17 protein-coding genes are annotated in these 15933 nt (G+C 73.7%); 10 read left to right on the forward strand and 7 right to left on the reverse strand.

Annotated features, from left to right (window positions below):
• Nucleotides 1-30 precede the first annotated feature (30 nt).
• From ACGFIA_RS18730 to ACGFIA_RS18740, 3 genes are all read left to right on the forward strand, one after another.
• Entirely contained in the window at nucleotides 31-951 is a 921-nt protein-coding gene (locus ACGFIA_RS18730) for a PAC2 family protein (protein ID WP_357386981.1), read from the forward strand.
• Nucleotides 952-1029: 78 nt separating this feature from the next.
• Entirely contained in the window at nucleotides 1030-1827 is a 798-nt protein-coding gene (locus ACGFIA_RS18735; RefSeq protein ID WP_357469308.1) for an exodeoxyribonuclease III, read from the forward strand.
• Between the two features lie 25 nt (nucleotides 1828-1852).
• Nucleotides 1853-2167 carry an antibiotic biosynthesis monooxygenase gene (locus tag ACGFIA_RS18740; RefSeq protein WP_302906002.1) on the forward strand — a complete coding sequence of 105 codons (315 nt, stop codon included), beginning with the start codon at nucleotides 1853-1855 and terminating at the stop codon, nucleotides 2165-2167.
• Nucleotides 2168-2369: 202 nt separating this feature from the next.
• On the opposite strand, the gene ACGFIA_RS18745 is transcribed toward ACGFIA_RS18740, so the two are convergent.
• A complete protein-coding gene (locus tag ACGFIA_RS18745; RefSeq protein ID WP_357469420.1) occupies nucleotides 2370-3068 on the reverse strand; it encodes a class F sortase in 699 nt (232 codons plus the stop codon).
• Nucleotides 3069-3472: 404 nt separating this feature from the next.
• Nucleotides 3473-4051, reverse strand: coding sequence for a hypothetical protein (locus ACGFIA_RS18750; protein WP_357386977.1), 579 nt, complete (start codon nucleotides 4049-4051; stop codon nucleotides 3473-3475).
• Nucleotides 4052-4134: 83 nt separating this feature from the next.
• Here ACGFIA_RS18750 and trmB point away from each other — a divergent pair, with 83 nt between their 5' ends.
• From trmB to ACGFIA_RS18775, 5 genes are all read left to right on the forward strand, one after another.
• On the forward strand, nucleotides 4135-4821 hold the full coding sequence (trmB, locus tag ACGFIA_RS18755) for a tRNA (guanosine(46)-N7)-methyltransferase TrmB (RefSeq protein ID WP_393261087.1): 687 nt from the start codon (nucleotides 4135-4137) through the stop codon (nucleotides 4819-4821).
• 47 nt (nucleotides 4822-4868) lie between these two features.
• The gene (locus ACGFIA_RS18760) at nucleotides 4869-7373 is read left to right on the forward strand and encodes a DUF3516 domain-containing protein (RefSeq protein ID WP_357386975.1); all 2505 of its coding nucleotides are present in this window, start codon (nucleotides 4869-4871) and stop codon (nucleotides 7371-7373) included.
• A gap of 119 nt (nucleotides 7374-7492) precedes the next feature.
• Nucleotides 7493-8140, forward strand: a complete 648-nt coding sequence (locus tag ACGFIA_RS18765) for a hypothetical protein (RefSeq protein WP_357386973.1) — start codon at nucleotides 7493-7495, stop codon at nucleotides 8138-8140.
• A 192-nt stretch (nucleotides 8141-8332) separates the two neighbouring features.
• On the forward strand, nucleotides 8333-8470 hold the full coding sequence (locus ACGFIA_RS18770; RefSeq protein WP_357469320.1) for a hypothetical protein: 138 nt from the start codon (nucleotides 8333-8335) through the stop codon (nucleotides 8468-8470).
• Nucleotides 8471-8553: 83 nt separating this feature from the next.
• Nucleotides 8554-9813, forward strand: coding sequence for an Nramp family divalent metal transporter (locus tag ACGFIA_RS18775; protein WP_357469323.1), 1260 nt, complete (start codon nucleotides 8554-8556; stop codon nucleotides 9811-9813).
• A 55-nt stretch (nucleotides 9814-9868) separates the two neighbouring features.
• Here the strand turns inward: ACGFIA_RS18775 and ACGFIA_RS18780 are convergent, their stop codons facing one another.
• The 4 genes from ACGFIA_RS18780 to ACGFIA_RS18795 form a co-directional block, all read right to left on the reverse strand.
• Nucleotides 9869-10813, reverse strand: coding sequence for an iron-siderophore ABC transporter substrate-binding protein (locus ACGFIA_RS18780; RefSeq protein WP_357386968.1), 945 nt, complete (start codon nucleotides 10811-10813; stop codon nucleotides 9869-9871).
• 32 nt (nucleotides 10814-10845) lie between these two features.
• On the reverse strand, nucleotides 10846-11733 hold the full coding sequence (locus ACGFIA_RS18785) for an ABC transporter ATP-binding protein (protein ID WP_357386966.1): 888 nt from the start codon (nucleotides 11731-11733) through the stop codon (nucleotides 10846-10848).
• Nucleotides 11730-12689, reverse strand: coding sequence for a FecCD family ABC transporter permease (locus tag ACGFIA_RS18790; RefSeq protein ID WP_393261092.1), 960 nt, complete (start codon nucleotides 12687-12689; stop codon nucleotides 11730-11732). Before ACGFIA_RS18790 ends, ACGFIA_RS18785 begins: the two co-directional genes overlap by 4 nt.
• A gap of 191 nt (nucleotides 12690-12880) precedes the next feature.
• Nucleotides 12881-13927 (reverse strand): iron ABC transporter permease, encoded by a 1047-nt coding sequence (locus tag ACGFIA_RS18795; RefSeq protein ID WP_357386962.1) that lies wholly within the window; start codon nucleotides 13925-13927, stop codon nucleotides 12881-12883.
• Between the two features lie 108 nt (nucleotides 13928-14035).
• On the opposite strand from ACGFIA_RS18795, the gene ACGFIA_RS18800 reads away from it, so the two are divergent.
• The gene (locus tag ACGFIA_RS18800; protein ID WP_357469340.1) at nucleotides 14036-14980 is read left to right on the forward strand and encodes a MerR family transcriptional regulator; all 945 of its coding nucleotides are present in this window, start codon (nucleotides 14036-14038) and stop codon (nucleotides 14978-14980) included.
• 4 nt (nucleotides 14981-14984) lie between these two features.
• A complete protein-coding gene (locus tag ACGFIA_RS18805; protein ID WP_357469343.1) occupies nucleotides 14985-15344 on the forward strand; it encodes a YciI family protein in 360 nt (119 codons plus the stop codon).
• A gap of 6 nt (nucleotides 15345-15350) precedes the next feature.
• On the opposite strand, the gene ACGFIA_RS18810 is transcribed toward ACGFIA_RS18805, so the two are convergent.
• Entirely contained in the window at nucleotides 15351-15818 is a 468-nt protein-coding gene (locus tag ACGFIA_RS18810) for a cytidine deaminase (RefSeq protein WP_357386956.1), read from the reverse strand.
• Nucleotides 15819-15933 lie beyond the last annotated feature (115 nt).

Below are 15933 nucleotides of genomic sequence, written 5' to 3' on the forward strand. Positions count from 1 at the left end.
CCCGTACGCGTCGACAGGGAGGACCCACCGGTGCTCGATCCACACGAGCTCTACGAACTCACCGACGAGCTGCCCGAGCTCGGCCAGCCGGTGCTGATCCAGGCGCTCACCGGCTTCGTCGACGCCGGCAACGCCACCCGGCTTGCCCGGGAACAGCTGCTCACCTCGCTCGACGCCCGGGTGATCGCCCGTTTCGACGTCGACCAGGTCTTCGACTACCGCTCCCGCCGCCCGGTGATGACGTTCGTCGAGGACCACTGGGAGTCCTACGACGCCCCGGCGCTGGAGCTGCACCTGCTGCACGACGACGACGAGACCCCGTTCCTGCTGCTCACCGGCCCCGAGCCGGATCTGCAGTGGGAGCGTTTCGTCGCCTCCGTCGCCGGGCTCAGCGCCCGCCTCGACGTCCGGCTCACCGTCGGGCTCAACTCGATCCCGATGGCGGTGCCGCACACCCGGCCCAGCGGCGTCACCGCGCACGCCACCCGCAAGGAGCTGATCGCCGGGCACGAGCCGTGGCTGCAGAAGGTGCAGGTACCGGCCAGCGTCGGTCACCTGCTGGAGTACCGCCTCGGCGAGCGGGGTCGCGACGCCCTCGGCTTCGCCGCCCACGTGCCGCACTACGTGGCCCAGGCCGAGTATCCGGCCGCCGCCGAGGCGCTGCTGTCCGCCGTGTCCCGCAGCACCGGACTGCTCCTGCCCGTCGAGGATCTGCGGACCGCCGCCGAGGCGGTCCGGGTCGAGATCGACCGTCAGGTCACCCAGACCGAGGAGGCGGCGACGCTGGTCCAGGCGCTGGAGGAGCAGTACGACGCGTTCGCGCGCGGCCGGGGCGAGAAGAACCTGCTGGCCGGCGAGACCGGGCCGCTGCCCACCGCCGACGAGCTCGGTGCCGAGCTGGAACGGTTCCTGGCCGAGCAGACCCGCCCGGGCGACACCCCGGAGCGCTAGCGGACCGCCGCCCGTCCCGGGGCGGGCCGCTCGGCGGGCCGGGCGGCGGCGTCCCCGGGGATGCGGCAGGGTGGAGACATGCGCCTGGCGACCTGGAACGTCAACTCGGTGAAGGCCCGCCTGCCCCGGCTGCTCGACTGGCTGGCCACCACGAAACCCGACGTCGTGTGCCTGCAGGAGACCAAGTGCCCCGACGGGGCGTTTCCGGTCGCCGAGGTGGGCGAGCTGGGCTACGAGGTGGCCAGCCACAGCGACGGGCGGTGGAACGGCGTCGCCGTGCTGTCCCGGGTCGGGCTGGCCGACGTGACAGTCGGCTTCCCGGGCGAACCCGGGTTCCCCGAGCCCGAGGCCCGCGCCATCTCGGCCACCTGCGACGGGCTGCGGGTCTGGTCGGTGTACGTGCCGAACGGCCGCGCGCCGGACGACCCGCACTACGCGTACAAGCTGGCCTGGTTCGCGGCGCTGCGCGACGCGCTCGAACCGGAGGTGGCCGGACCACTGCCGGTGGCCGTCTGCGGTGACTTCAACGTCGCGCCCACCGACGCCGACGTCTGGGACCCGGCGCTGTTCGTCACCTCCACCCACGTCACCCCGGCCGAGCGGGCCGCCCTGGCCGCGCTGCGCGACCTGGGGCTTCAGGACGTGGTGCCGACACCGATGAAGGGGCCGCACCCGTTCACCTACTGGGACTACCGGGCCGGGATGTTCCACCAGAACAAGGGCATGCGGATCGACCTGGTGTACGCCAGCGCGCCGTTCGCCCGCGCGGTCCGCTCCGCGTACGTGGACCGGGAGGCCCGCAAGGGCAAGAGCCCCTCCGACCACGCCCCGGTCGTGGTCGACGCCGACCTGGCACCGGCCGTCGAGACGTTCTGAGCCCGACGCTGGTTAGGGTGGACACATGGCTGTCGTGAAGATCAACGCGATCGACGTCCCGCCCGGTGCCGGCGAGGAGCTGGAGAAGCGGTTCGCGGCCCGGGCCGGCGCGGTGGAGAACTCCCCCGGCTTCCTCGGCTTCGAGCTGCTGCGCCCGGTCGCCGGTGACACCCGCTACTTCGTCTACACCCGCTGGGAGAGCGAGGAGGCGTACCAGGCGTGGGCGCAGGGCCCGTCCCGGGCCGCGCACGCCGAAGGCGGCGAACCCCGCAAGCCTGTCGCCACCGGCGCCACCCTGCTGGAGTTCGAGGTGGTTCAGCAGGTCCCCGCCAAACCCTGACCCACCCCCTCCCACCTTCCCCGCCCCGTTGGAGATCTTGGAAGATTTGGGCCCTCACAGGGGCCGTTTCCTTCCAAGATCTCCCACGGCCCTGGCGCTCCGGGTCTCCGCTCGGCGATCATGAGGTTGGCGGTGACGAAACGGGCAACCTGCGCCGCCAACCTCATGATCGACACGGCCGGGACGTGCCGGGCGGGAGCGGTCAGCGGGTGAGGGACGCGAAGACGATCACGTTGTCCTGGTAGCCGGTCCGGCCGCCGACCCACTCGCCGCCGCACGTGATCAGGCGCAGCTCGGCCGGGCCCGAGTCGCCGTAGACCCGGGCGGCGGGCAGGTTGGCCTTGTCGAAGTACTCGACGCTGTCCACCGTGAAGGTCACCACGCTGCGGTCCGCGCGGGTCACCTGGATCCGGGCGCCCGGCTTGAGCGAGCGCAGCCGGTAGAAGACGGCCGGGCCGCTCTTGGTGTCGACGTGGCCCACGATGATCGCCCGGCCCGGGTCGCCGGGCACCGCTCCCCTGTCGTACCAGCCGGTCTGGTCGTGCTCGGTCAGCGGCGGCACCGCCACCGAGCCGTCCTTCGCCTGCCCGACCGGGGTGACCGGCGCGTTGACCTTGATGGCCGGCACCGCCAGGCGTACCGGCCGGCTCGCCGGCTTGCGGACCGGGGCGGCGGCACTCACCGCGGGCGCGGCGACGCTCGATTCTCCTGACTCGGCGGACGCGTCGGCGAAGTCGAACGGCCCGGCCGTGCGGCCCAGGCCGGCCCCGGTGGCGAACACGCCGACCAGCACCAGCACCACCGCGAGGGGCTTCGACCAGGAGCCCCGGCCTCGGTCTCGTCCGCCTGGCGACGCCGGTGGCGGTTCGACAGGCGGCGGCCCGGCGGGGCGTGGGCGCAGGGCCGGCGGCCCAGCCGGTGGCGGGCTCCACGGTCGCGACGCGGCGGGCGGCGGCATCCACGCCCGCGCCCCGGAGACCGGCACGGCCGGCGATCCGGTGCCGGCGGTCGGTCCGCTCCGGCCGGCCGGGCGAGACGAGCCCGTGAAGGTGTCCGCTCCGTCTCCGTGCGGCGAGCCGGCCCGGCGCGCGGCAGCCGGGGGCGCGACGGCCGGGGGCGCGACGGCCGGGTCGGCCCTGGAGAACCGGGCCGCCTCGGTGGGCGGTGCGGCGGGCGGGCCATTCCGGGACGGGCGGGCCGCGTCCGTGGGTGGCGCGGCGGGCGGGGGCAGGGCGAGGAACGGCCAGCCGGAGCGCCGGGATCCGGCGGGCGGCGGCGGGACGAAGTGCTCGGCCATGACCGGCCTCAGCGTCCGGCGGCGCCGCGGGCCTGCCGGCGGGACGCGGCCACGCCGAGCCCGGCGCCGACCACAGTCACCGCCAGCCCGACGGGCACCAGCAGGCCGCCGAGTCCGGGGCCGGCGGTGCCGCCGAAACCGGTCGCCGGACCACGGCTGGGCAGGTGACTCGGCTGGGGCGGCTGCCGGGTGGGCTGCCCCTGCTTCACCACCTGGAGCATGGTGGAGGCGGTCTCCCCGCCCGGGCATTCCAGCTTGACCCGGTAGTTGCCGGGCCGGGTGCGCTCGTGCACCATCGGCGTGGCGGTGAGCAGGCCGCGCTGCGGCTGCACCTGGATCTTGCCGAACGCGTCCGAGGTGACGATCGCCGGTACGGAGTTGTCCCGGCAGCTCGCCCGGATGCCGACCAGGTAGCCGGGCGAGACGGTGCCCGGGGTGACCTCCACGAAGATCACATCGGCCGGGGGCTGTTCCGGCACCGGCTCGGCGGCGCGCGGCGCGGCCTGGGCGGGCCCGGCGCCGGCCAGCGGGGCGGCGCACGCGGCGAGGGCGACCAGCAGCGCCTCACGTACCCTGAACGACCCCATGACCCCTCCCGGCGTACGGGATGAATCCTCTCACCCCCGGCCGCACATCACATCCGATCCGGGTCGCGTAGGCTCGGATCGCTGTGACCCTCACCGACATCGCCGCCGGCCGCATCCGTACCTTCCATCCGCGTCGCGGACGGATGAGCGAGCGGCAGCGCGACGCGCTCACCCGGCTCTGGCCCGCGTACGGCCTCGAGATCGCCGCCCTCGACGGGCCGTGCGATCCGACGGCGCTGTTCGGACGACGGGCGCCACTGGTGCTGGAGATCGGCTCCGGCATGGGCGACGCCACCGCCGCCATGGCGGCGGCCGACCGGGACCGACACTATCTGGCGGTCGAGGTCCACACGCCGGGAATCGCCAACCTGCTCGACCTGGTCGAACGCCACGGTCTGGACAACGTGCGGGTGGCCGAGGGGGATGCGCTGGACCTGGTCCGGGCCATGCCGGAGGGCTGCCTGGACGCGGTGCACGTCTTCTTCCCGGACCCGTGGCCGAAGACCCGCCACCACAAGCGGCGGATCATCGCGCCCGCGCACGTGGCGCTGCTGCGGTCCCGGCTGGCGCCGGGCGGCACGCTGCACTGCGCGACGGACTGGGCCGAGTACGCCGAGTCGATGCGCGAGACGCTCACCGCCGACCCGGAGCTGGTCGACGTGTACGGCGGCTACGCGCCGCGCCCGGCGCACCGGCCGGTGACGAAGTTCGAACGGCGCGCGCTGACCGCCGGCCGGGAGGTCTTCGACCTGATCCACCGGCGGCGCTGAACCCGGTTGGCGCGGCGCGGTGGGATCCAGGCACGATGGGAGCCGCCATGACTCTCACCGCCGCGCTGCCGAAGACCGCCGACCCCGACACCCTCTACGACGCGTTCGCCTCCTGGGCGTCCGAGCGCGGCCTGGACCTCTATCCCCATCAGGAGGAGGCGGTCATCGAGATCGTCTCCGGCGCGAACGTGATCATGAATACGCCGACCGGCTCGGGCAAGAGCCTGGTGGCGATCGCGGCGCACTTCGCGGCGCTGGCCGACGACCGGACGACCTTCTACACCGCGCCGATCAAGGCGCTGGTCTCGGAGAAGTTCTTCGCGCTCTGCGAGGTCTTCGGCGCGGAGAACGTCGGCATGCTCACCGGCGACGCCAGCGTCAACGCGGACGCGCCGATCATCTGCTGCACCGCGGAGATCCTGGCCAACCTGGCGCTGCGCGAGGGCCGCCGCGCCGACGTCGGCCAGGTGATCATGGACGAGTTCCACTTCTACGCCGAACCGGACCGGGGCTGGGCGTGGCAGGTGCCGCTGATCGAGCTGCCGCAGGCCCAGTTCGTGCTGATGTCGGCCACGCTCGGCGACACCACCCGCTTCGTCGACGACCTGACCCGGCGCACCGGGCGGCCGACCGCCGTCGTCCGCTCGGCCGAGCGGCCGGTCCCGCTCCTCTTCTCGTACGCGACCACGCCGCTGCACGAGACGCTGGAGGAGCTGCTGGAAACCAGGCAGGCCCCGGTGTACGTCGTGCACTTCACCCAGGCCGCCGCGCTGGAACGCGCCCAGGCGCTGATGAGCGTGAACGTCTGCACCCGCGCCGAGAAGGACATGATCGCGAGTGCGATCGGCAACTTCCGGTTCACCTCCGGCTTCGGCAAGACGCTGTCCCGGCTGGTCCGGCACGGCATCGGCGTGCACCACGCCGGCATGCTCCCGAAGTACCGCCGCCTGGTGGAGACGCTCGCCCAGGCCGGCCTGCTCAAGGTCATCTGCGGTACCGACACGCTCGGCGTCGGCATCAACGTGCCGATCCGTACCGTGCTGTTCACCGGCCTCTCAAAGTACGACGGGGTGCGCACCCGGCTGCTCAAGGCGCGCGAGTTCCACCAGATCGCCGGCCGGGCCGGTCGGGCCGGATTCGACACGCTGGGCCGGGTCGTGGTGCAGGCCCCCGAGCACGTGATCGAGAACGAGAAGGCCCTCGCGAAGGCCGGCGACGACCCGAAGAAGCGCCGCAAGGTGGTGAAGAAGAAGCCGCCGGAGGGTTCGATCGGCTGGGGCGAGCCGACGTTCCAGCGCCTCGTCGAGGCCGAGCCGGAACCGCTCACCTCCAGCTTCCAGGTCAGCCACTCGATGCTGCTGAACGTGATCGGCCGCCCCGGCGACGCCTTCGCCTCGATGCGGCACCTGCTCACCGACAACCACGAGGACCCGGCCGCCCAGCGCCGGCACATCCGCCGGGCCATCGCCATCTACCGGGCGCTGCGGGCCGGCGGCGTGGTCGAGGAGCTGCCCGAGCCGGACGAGACAGGCCGCCGGGTGCGGCTCACCGTCGACCTCCAGCTCGACTTCGCGCTCAACCAGCCGCTGTCACCGCTGGCGCTGGCCACCATCGAGCTGCTCGACCGCGAGTCCCCGTCGTACGCGCTCGACGTGCTCAGCGTGATCGAGTCGATCCTGGACAACCCCCGCCAGGTGCTCTCCGCGCAGCAGTTCAAGGCCCGCGGCGAGGCGGTCGCCGCGATGAAGGCCGAGGGCATCGAGTACGAGGCCCGCCTGGAACTGCTCGACGAGGTGACCTGGCCCAAGCCGCTCGCCGAGCTGCTGGAGTCCGCGTACGAGATGTACCGGCAGGGCCACCCGTGGGTCGCAGACCACCAGCTCTCCCCCAAGTCCGTGGTCCGGGACATGTACGAGCGGGCCATGACGTTCCCCGAGTACGTCCAGTTCTACGGCCTGTCCCGCTCCGAGGGGCTGGTGCTGCGCTACCTCGCCGACGCGTACAAGACGCTGCGGCAGACCGTCCCCGAGGACGCCAAGACCGAGGAGCTGGTCGACCTCATCGAGTGGCTGGGCGAGCTGGTCCGCCAGGTCGACTCCAGCCTGATCGACGAGTGGGAGCGGCTGCGCAACCCGTCGGACGTGGCCGAGGTGGCCGCCTCGCTGGACGACCGGCCGCCGGCGGTGACGCGCAACGCGCGGGCGTTCCGGGTGCTGGTGCGCAACGCGATGTTCCGCCGCGTCGAGCTGGCCGCGCTGCGCCGCTGGGACCTGCTCGGCGAGCTGGACGCCGGGGACGGCTGGAACGCCGACGCCTGGGCCGACGCGCTGGAGCCGTACTTCGAGACGTACGACTCGATCGGGGTGGGGCCGGACGCGCGAGGGCCGGCGCTGCTGATGATCGAGCAGGGCCGCGAGAGGTGGACCGTACGGCAGATCCTGGACGACCCGGACGGCGACCACGACTGGGGCATCAGCGCCGAGATCGACCTCGCCGCCTCGGACGAGACCGGCGCGGCGGTGGTCCGGGTGACAGACGTCGGCCAGCTCTAGGACTACGCGAAAAAGGGCCGCCCGGGATGTCCGGGCGGCCCTTTTCGTTCCCTGGGCGATGTCAGACCCGTCGATTAGAATGTATGTACTAATCCAGTCGTTGACCTGGGAGGACGCCCGTGACCGCGCCCACCTCCGCCGCCCCTGTCACCCCCTATGCCACCCTCCTCGGCTTCACCCGGTACGTCGACCGCACCGGCCCCACGAAGGCCACCTTCGTCGGCGGGCTGCGCCGCCAGCGGGCCAGCCGGCACGGCTTCAACCCGCACGGCCAGTTCGTCAAGGCACTCAAGGCCGACGTCGCGTTCCACACCGGCGGCACGCATCTCGCGCAGGTCGCCGACCTGGTCAAGCCGCGCTGGCGCCCGCTCTACGAGGCGCTGGTGCCGGGCGCGACCCGCTGGTTGCACTCGCTCGGCGAGCCGGCCGGCGTCGACCTGGCGCAGACCCGTGACGCGCTGGCCATGCTGGGCGACCTGCCCGTGAAGATCAACCCGCAGTTCGGTGTGCGCTTCGCCGACGGCCGGGCCGAGGCGATCCGGCTGCACTTCGACGAGGCGCCGCCGAGCGAGGAGGCGACCCTGGCCACGCTGCACCTGATGGCCCGGCACATGGACGCGGTGCTGCCGCACGCCGAGCCGGTCCTCGTCGACGTGCGGCGCGGCGAGGCGCACCGGATGCCCGCCGACGTCAAGCCGGAGCCGATCGAGCAGTGGCTGGCCGGTGAGGCCGCCGCCTTCCGCGCCATCTGGTCCACCGCCGCCTGACCTGGCGCAGCGAACGGCCGCCCTCGCCCGAGGGCGGCCGTTCGTCGTGGCCGGAGTCCGGTGAGGACGCTTTTCCTCCACCTGGCCGGAACAGGTGGCATATGTGGGCAATCATTGGGAACAGCCCGGCATGGCTGTCGACTCCACGAACGTCCGTCGCCACCGCGACCGGACCGATCGGGGCGCGCGCCGATGCTGACGCTCGCCCCACCGCGTCGCCGCCGCCTGGCCGAGTCGGTCGGCGCGGCGCCGGCCGCCCCGCGTCCCTACGGCACCGACCCGGAAACGGCCGGCAAGGTCGCCGACACGGTCCAGAGCAAGCTCGCCTGACCTCGCCGCGCCGCCCCGCGCGGCGGCCGCGCGGCACGAACCCGCCTGATCCGTCTCGTTCCGTCGCTCGTCAAGGAGCAGCAGTGGTCACGAACGACTCACCTGTCGCGTCTCCGCTACGGACCGCCCGCGCCCCGCGCCCGGTACGTGGCCGGCTCATCCTGCTCGGGCCCGCCTTCGTGGCGGCGGTCGCGTACGTCGATCCCGGCAACTTCGCCACCAACTCCACGGCCGGGGCCCGGTACGGATACCTGCTGGTCTGGGTGGTGGTCGCGGCGAACCTGGCCGCCATGCTGGTGCAGACGCTCACCGCCAAGCTCGGTCTGGCCACCGGGCGCAGCCTGCCCGAACTGTGCCGGGAACACCTGCCCCGGCCGCTCAACCGGGTCATGTGGGCGCAGGCCGAACTGGTCGCCATGGCCACCGACCTGGCCGAGGTGATCGGCGGGGCGGTCGCGCTCTACCTGCTGTTCGGCGTACCGCTGCTGCCCGGCGGCCTGATCATCGGCACCGCCTCGTTCGCGATCCTGGCGCTGCGCGCCAGGGGCTTCCGCACGTTCGAGATCGCCATCGCGGTGCTGCTCGGCGTGATCGTGCTGGCGTTCGCGGTCAACCTGGTCAGCGCGCAGCCGGACGCCTCCGCCGCCGCGGCCGGGCTGCTGCCCCGGATGCAGGGCACCGACAGCATGCTGCTCGCCGCCGGCATCCTGGGCGCGACGGTGATGCCGCACGTCATCTACGTGCACTCGGCGCTGACCCCGAACCGCCTGCCGGCCGAGGGCGAGGCGCAGCGGCGGGTGATCGCCAAGGGCCTGCGAATCGACGTGCTCATCGCGCTGGGCATCGCCGGCGCGGTCAACCTGGCCATGCTGCTGGTGGCCGCGAGCAGCTTCCACGGCACCTCGATCCCCGGCACCGACACCCTCGAAGGCGTGCACGCCGGGCTCGCCACCGCGCTCGGCACGGCGGCGGCGGTCGGCTTCGCGGTCGCCCTGCTCCTGTCCGGCCTGGCCTCCACGAGCGTCGGCACGTACGCCGGTGAGATCATCATGCAGGGCTTCCTGCGCCGCCGGATCCCGCTGCTGGTCCGCCGGATGATCACACTGCTGCCCGCGCTGGCGGTGCTCGCGATCGGCGTCGACCCGACCCGCGCGCTGGTGCTGTCCCAGGTGGTGCTGAGCTTCGGCATCCCGTTCGCGCTGATCCCGGTCGTGCTGTTCACCCGCCGCCGGGACATGATGGGCGCCCTGGTCAACCGGCGGGCCACCACCGCCACCGCGGTGGCGATCACCGCTTTCGTGGTGGCGCTCAACGGGTTCCTGCTCTGGCAACTGGTGGCCTGAACACACCGCGCCCGTCCGGCCGGCGACGGCGGGACGGGCGCTGGTGTATCGGGGCTCAGGCGGCCAGGTGCTTCTCCAGGTCGTCCAGGATCTTGTTGGCGGCGCCCACGCCGATGCCGGTCATCCAGATCTCGTCGGAGACCACGTGCGCCTTGCCGGCCTTGACCGCGGACAGGCCCTTCCACAGCGTTCCGCCGGTGACCTTGGCCTGCTCGGCGGCGGCCTTCTCGCCGTACGCGGTCACGAACACCACGTCACCGTCGGCCTCGGCGATGCGCTCCGGGCTGACCCGGTCCATCCGCTTGTCCTCCTTGTCGGCGAGCATCTGCCGCTCGGGGCGGCCCAGGCCGGTGTCGCCGACGACGATGCCGGAGAACGAGTCCGGCCCGTACAGGCGGATCTCGGTCGGCATGAAGCGCACGATGGAGACCTTGCGGGAGGAGGCGTCGCCGAGCTTCGCGCCGAAGTCCTTCGCCCGCTTCTCGTACTCGGCCAGCAGGTCCTTGGCCTGCTGCTCCTTGCCCAGCGCCGCGCCGTCGAGGAGGAAGTTCTCCTTCCAGGTGACGCCGACCTTCTCGGTGAACACGGTCGGGGCGATCTTGGCCAGTTCGTCGTAGAACTTCTCCTGGCGGAACTTGCTGCCCAGGATCAGGTCCGGGTTGAGCGCGTTGATCGCCTCCAGGTCCGGCTCGGTGAGCACGCCGACCTCGGTGATGCCGGCGAGCTTGTCCGCGCCGAAGTAGGTGGGCCAGCTCTTCGCCTCACCGGCGGTCGCCGCGCCGACCGGGGTCACGCCCAGCGACAGCGCGGTATCGATCTTGTCGGTGTCGAGCACGACCACACGCTTCGGCTCGGCGGGGACCTTCGTGGTGCCCATGGCGTGGGTGATCTCCCGGGTCTCCCCGGTGCCGGTGCCGGCGACGGGGTCGCTCTCCCCGCATGCGGTGAGGCCGACCCCGAGAGCGAGGGCGGCGGTGAGTGCGACGGCGAGACGACGCATGAGGTTCCTTTCGGTGGTGCGGGTCGGCGCGCTCAGGCGTCGCCGACGGGGGCGCCGGCCGTGGCCGGCGTGCCGGCCGGAGCGGCCGAGGTCTGGGTGGGCGCGGTCTGGGCCGGAGCGGCGTGGGTGGACCCGGTCTGGGTGAGGGCCGGCACCACGAGCGGGGCGCCGCTGACCGGGCAGGGCACGACCACGCAGTCCAGGCCGAACACGTCGCGGACCAGGTCCGCGGTGAGGATCTCGCGCGGCTCGCCGGCGGCCACCACCGCGCCGTCACGCATGGCGATCAGGTGGTCCGCGTAGCGGGCCGCCTGGTTGAGGTCGTGCAGCACGGCCACCACGGTCCGGCCCCGCTCGGCGCGCAGCCGGTGCAGCAGGTCCAGCACCTCGACCTGGTGAGCCAGGTCGAGGAACGTGGTCGGCTCGTCCAGCAGCAGCGCGTCGGTGTCCTGGGCGAGCGTCATGGCGATCCACACCCGCTGGCGCTGCCCGCCGGAGAGCGTGTCCACCGCGCGGTCGGCCAGCGCGCTGACGTCGGCCAGCCGCATGGCCTCCTCGACCGCCAGCCCGTCCTCGGCCGACCACTGACGCCACCAGCGCTGGTAGGGCTGACGGCCCCGGCCGACCAGGTCGGCCACGGTGATCCCCTCCGGGACCAGCGGGCTCTGCGGCAGGACACCGAGCCGCCGGGCCACGTCGCGGGTGGGCAGGTCCCGGATCGCCGCGCCGTCGAGCAGCACCGCGCCGCGCCGGGGAGTGAGCAGCCGGGCCATCGTGCGCAGCAGCGTCGACTTGCCGCAGGCGTTCGGGCCGACGATCACGGTGAACGTGTCGGCCGGCAGGTCGAGGTCAAGTCCGTCCAGCACGGTGCGGCCCTCGTAGCCGACGACCAGGTCGCGGGTGGACAGCAGCGCGGTCACGACCGCCTCCCTCGGGTGCGCAGCAGCACGAAGATCAGGTACGGCCCGCCGATCGCGGCGGTCAGCACACCGGCCGGCAGTTGGGTGGGTGCCAGCAGCCGGCGGGCGCCCAGGTCGGCGAGGACCAGCAGCAACGCGCCCAGCAGCGCGGCGCAGAGCAACGGCGGGCGCTCGGCGCGGACCAGCCGGCGGGCCACCTGCGGGGCCACCAGCGCGACGAAGTCGACGGCGCCGACCTGGGCGGTCACCATGGCGGCAGCCAGTACGCCGGTGCCGGCCAGCCCCATGCGCCGGGCCACCGGCCGCAGGCCGATCCCCCGCGCGGTGTCGTCGTCGAGCGCGCTGCTGCGCAGCGCCCACCCGGCCCAGAGCAGCACCGGCAGCAGCACGGCGAGCGTGCCGGCGATCCAGGCCGCCTCGCTCCACCCCTTGCCGGCGAGCGTGCCGATCAGCCAGATCTGCGCGCGCAGCCCGTCGATCGGGTCGGCGGTGAGCATGACCACCTCGATCAGCGCCCGGAACGCGAACGCCACAGCCACACCCGCCAGCACGAACCGCTGAGCCGCGAGGCCGTGCCGGGCGCCGAGCGCGAACACGGCCACCGCGGCGGCCAGGCCGCCGAGCAGCGCCGCCGGCGCCACCAGCACCGCCGCCGCGCCGCTGGTCAGCGCGATCGTCGCGGCCAGCCCGGCACCCTGGGTGACACCGATGACGTCGGGGCTCGCAAGCGGGTTGCGGGCCACGCTCTGGATGAGCGTGCCGGCCACGCCGAAGGCCGCCCCGGCCACCGCCGCGAGGACCGCGCGAGGCAGTCGCAGGTCGCGCACCACGAGGTCGTACGGGGTGCCGGCGCCGGAGAGCGACCGCACCACGTCGACCGGGGCGACGTACGGCGTACCCAGGGACAGGCTGACCACCACCGCGACGCAGAGCAGCACGAACAGAACAAGCGCCACGACAAGGGGCCGCCACCGGAACGGCACCACCACCGCCCCGACCCGCAACACCCCACGCCCGGGGCCGCCACGCCCACTCCGCTGATCTTGCACTTTGGGCCCCCGAGATGCCGGGATCACCCTTTTCGCCGGGGCAGCAAGTGCAAGATCGCCGGAGCCCGGAGCGGGGGAGGGGGCGGGGTGGTGGGTGGTCATGTGGTCACCGTCTTGGCTCGGTGGACCAGGAAGGCCAGGAGCGGGGCGCCGAGCAGGGCAGTGATGATGCCGGCGGGGATCTCGCCGGGCGGGGAGACGAGACGGCCGGCCACATCGGCAGCGAGCAGCAGCGCGGGACCGAGCAGCGCGGCGACCAGGAGCGTCCACCGCTGGTCCGCGCCGACCAGTGCCCGGGCCAGGTGCGGCACCGCCAGCCCGACGAACGCGATCGGCCCGGCGGCGGCCACCGCCGCGCCGGTGAGCAGCACGCCACCGGCCCCGGCGGCGAGCCGGACCAGGGCGACCCGGTGCCCGAGCCCCCGGGCCACGTCGTCGCCGAGCGCGAGCGCGTCCAGGCCGCGGGCGGCGAGCGCGGCCAGCAGCACCCCGGCCACCACGAACGGCAGCACCTGCCCGGCGACGGCGACGCCCCGGCCGGTCAGCCCGCCGACCACCCAGAAGCGGTACTCCTCGAACGTGCGGGCGTCGATGGTGAGCAGCGCGTACACCATGGCGCCGAGACCGGCGTCGAGCGCGGCGCCGACCAGCGCGAGGGTGACCGGGCTGGCGCCCTCGCGGGTGCGGTTGGCGATGGCGAACACGAGCAGCCCGGCGAGCAGCGCGCCGGCGATGCCGAACCAGACGTACCCGGCGAGCGTGCCCACACCGAACACGGCGATGGCCAGCACCACCCCGAACGACGCCCCGGCGCTGATACCGAGGATGCGCGGCTCGGCCAGCGGGTTGCGGGTGACCGCCTGGAACAGCACGCCGGCCAGCGCCAGCGCCAGGCCGACGACGAGCCCGAGGGCGGTACGCGGCAGCCGCAGTTCCCGGACCACGACGCTGGCGTCGCCGCCGTCCGGGGCCACCAGCGCGTGCCACACCTGGTCGACGGGAAGGTGCCGGCTGCCGAGCGCCAGGCTGGCGAGCAGCGCCAGCAGGAGCAGGAGCGCCGCCGCCACGGTGACCGCGACGCGGCGGACGGTGCCGCGGCGGACGGGAGTCCCGGCCCGCGCGGGCCGGACGGCGACGGTGGTCACGAGAGAGATTCGCCTTCCGATTAGGTGCGCCTTACCTTAGCTGACCAGGTAAGGCGAACCTAAGCGGGCGCTGTCGATGGGGTTGCGCCTCCACCGGGGGGAGGCGCGATGGTGGTCGGCATGGACGGTGCGGAGCGCTACTCGATCGGTGACCTGGCCCGGCGGACCGGGCTGCCGGTGAAGACCATCCGGTTCTGGTCCGACAGCGGCATCGTGCCGCCCACCGACCGGGGACCGGCCGGCCACCGGCGCTACGACGCGGCGGCGGTGGCCCGGCTCGACCTGGTGCGGACGTTGCGCGAACTGGGTGTGGACCTGCCCACCGTGCGCCGGGTGGTGACGCGCGAGGTCACCCTGCCCGAGGTCGCCTCGGCGCACGCGGACGCGCTGACCGCGCAGATCCGCCTGCTGCGGACGCGCCGCGCGGTGCTGACCGTGATCGCCCGGCGCGGGGCCACGCCGTCCGAGGCGGACCTGCTGCACCGGCTGGCCGGCCTGGCCGCACGGGAGCGACGGCGGCTGGTCGACGAGTTCCTCGACGCGGCGTTCGGGGGCTTGAGCGAGCCGGCGTTCGCGGGCATCCGCCGGTCGCTCACGCCGGAGCTGCCGGACGATCCGGACGACGGCCAGATCGAGGCGTGGGCGGAGCTGGCCGAGCTGGCCCTGGACCCGTCCTTCCGGGCCGGGCTGTGCCGGCTGGCCGAGCAGCACGCGGCCGATCGGGCCGGCGTCGAGGGCGTACGCCGGGACGTGGTCACAGTGATCCGGGAGGAGGTGGCCCCGGCGCTCGCCGACGGCGTCGAACCGGCCTCGCCCGGGGCCGACCCGGTCCTGGCCCGGGCGGCGAGCCGGTACGCACGGCTCTGCGACGTGCCGGACGACGCCGACCTGCGCCTCCGGATGCTGGACCGGTTGCGGACCGCGCGCGATCCCCGCCGGGAGCGGTACCTGGAACTGCTCTGCGTGGTCAACGGCTGGCCACCGGCCGAGAGCCTGGCACCGGTGCTGGACTGGTCGATCCGGGCACTGTGCGCCCGGCAGCCCCTAGCCTGAGGGCATGCGATTCGACAGGCACACAGTGGTGCTCCTGGTCCGCCCGGACGACGCGCCCGAGCTGCCACAGGACGCCCTCGACCGGATTCAGGACGCCCACCTGGCGCACCAGGCCGGGCTGGTGGAGCAGGGCGCGGTACTCGCGGCCGGACCGTTCCTGGACGGCGACGACGAGCGGATCCGCGGCTTCGCGGTGCTGTCCGTCGACCCGCAGATGGCCCGTGAGCTGTACGCGAACGACCCGGCCGTCCGGGCGGGACGGCTGGTCGCGCGGGTGAGCAGCTGGATGGTGCCGGAGGGTCAGGTCCGCTTCGAGCTGGTGCCGGTCCCCCGCTCGATGCTGGAGGCCGCGGCCGGCGACTGAGGCGGGTCAGTCCTCCGTTGCCTGCCGGCTGCCCGGCACCACGGGCGTCGGCCAGACCCCGGCGCGGGCGGCCACCGGCACCTCGACCTGGTGGTCGGACCAGACGTACGTCTCGGGCAGCAGGTCGGCGATCGGGATGGCGCGCAGCCCGTCGGGCGGGCCGAGGATCACCTTTATCGACGGGAAGTAGTCGAGCAGCACCTGACGGCAGCGCCCGCACGGCGGAATGACGCCCCGCCCCCGGTCCCCCACCGCGACGATCGCCTCCAGCTCGCCCGCGCCCTGGGTCGCGGCGGCGCCGAGGGCCACCACCTCGGCGCACGGGCCGCCGGTGAAGTGGTAGACGTTCACGCCGCTGAACACCCGGCCGTCGGTGCTGCGTACGGCGGCGGCGACTGTGTGGTTGTCGCTGCGGCAGCGCAGCTTCGCGACGGCGGTGGCGGCCTGCACGAGCGCCCGGTCGGTGTCCCGCATGATCATCCCCGCCCCTCGTCGGCCTCGTCCGTCGGCCTCGTCGGCGGCAACCTTATCCGGCGGGGACGGCCCGGCCGGGGAGGGCACGCCCAGCGCCGGTAACCCGGGAGCGGTC

The sequence above is a fragment of the Micromonospora sp. NPDC049203 genome (genome assembly GCF_043197215.1).
Lineage (GTDB): Bacteria > Actinomycetota > Actinomycetes > Mycobacteriales > Micromonosporaceae > Micromonospora.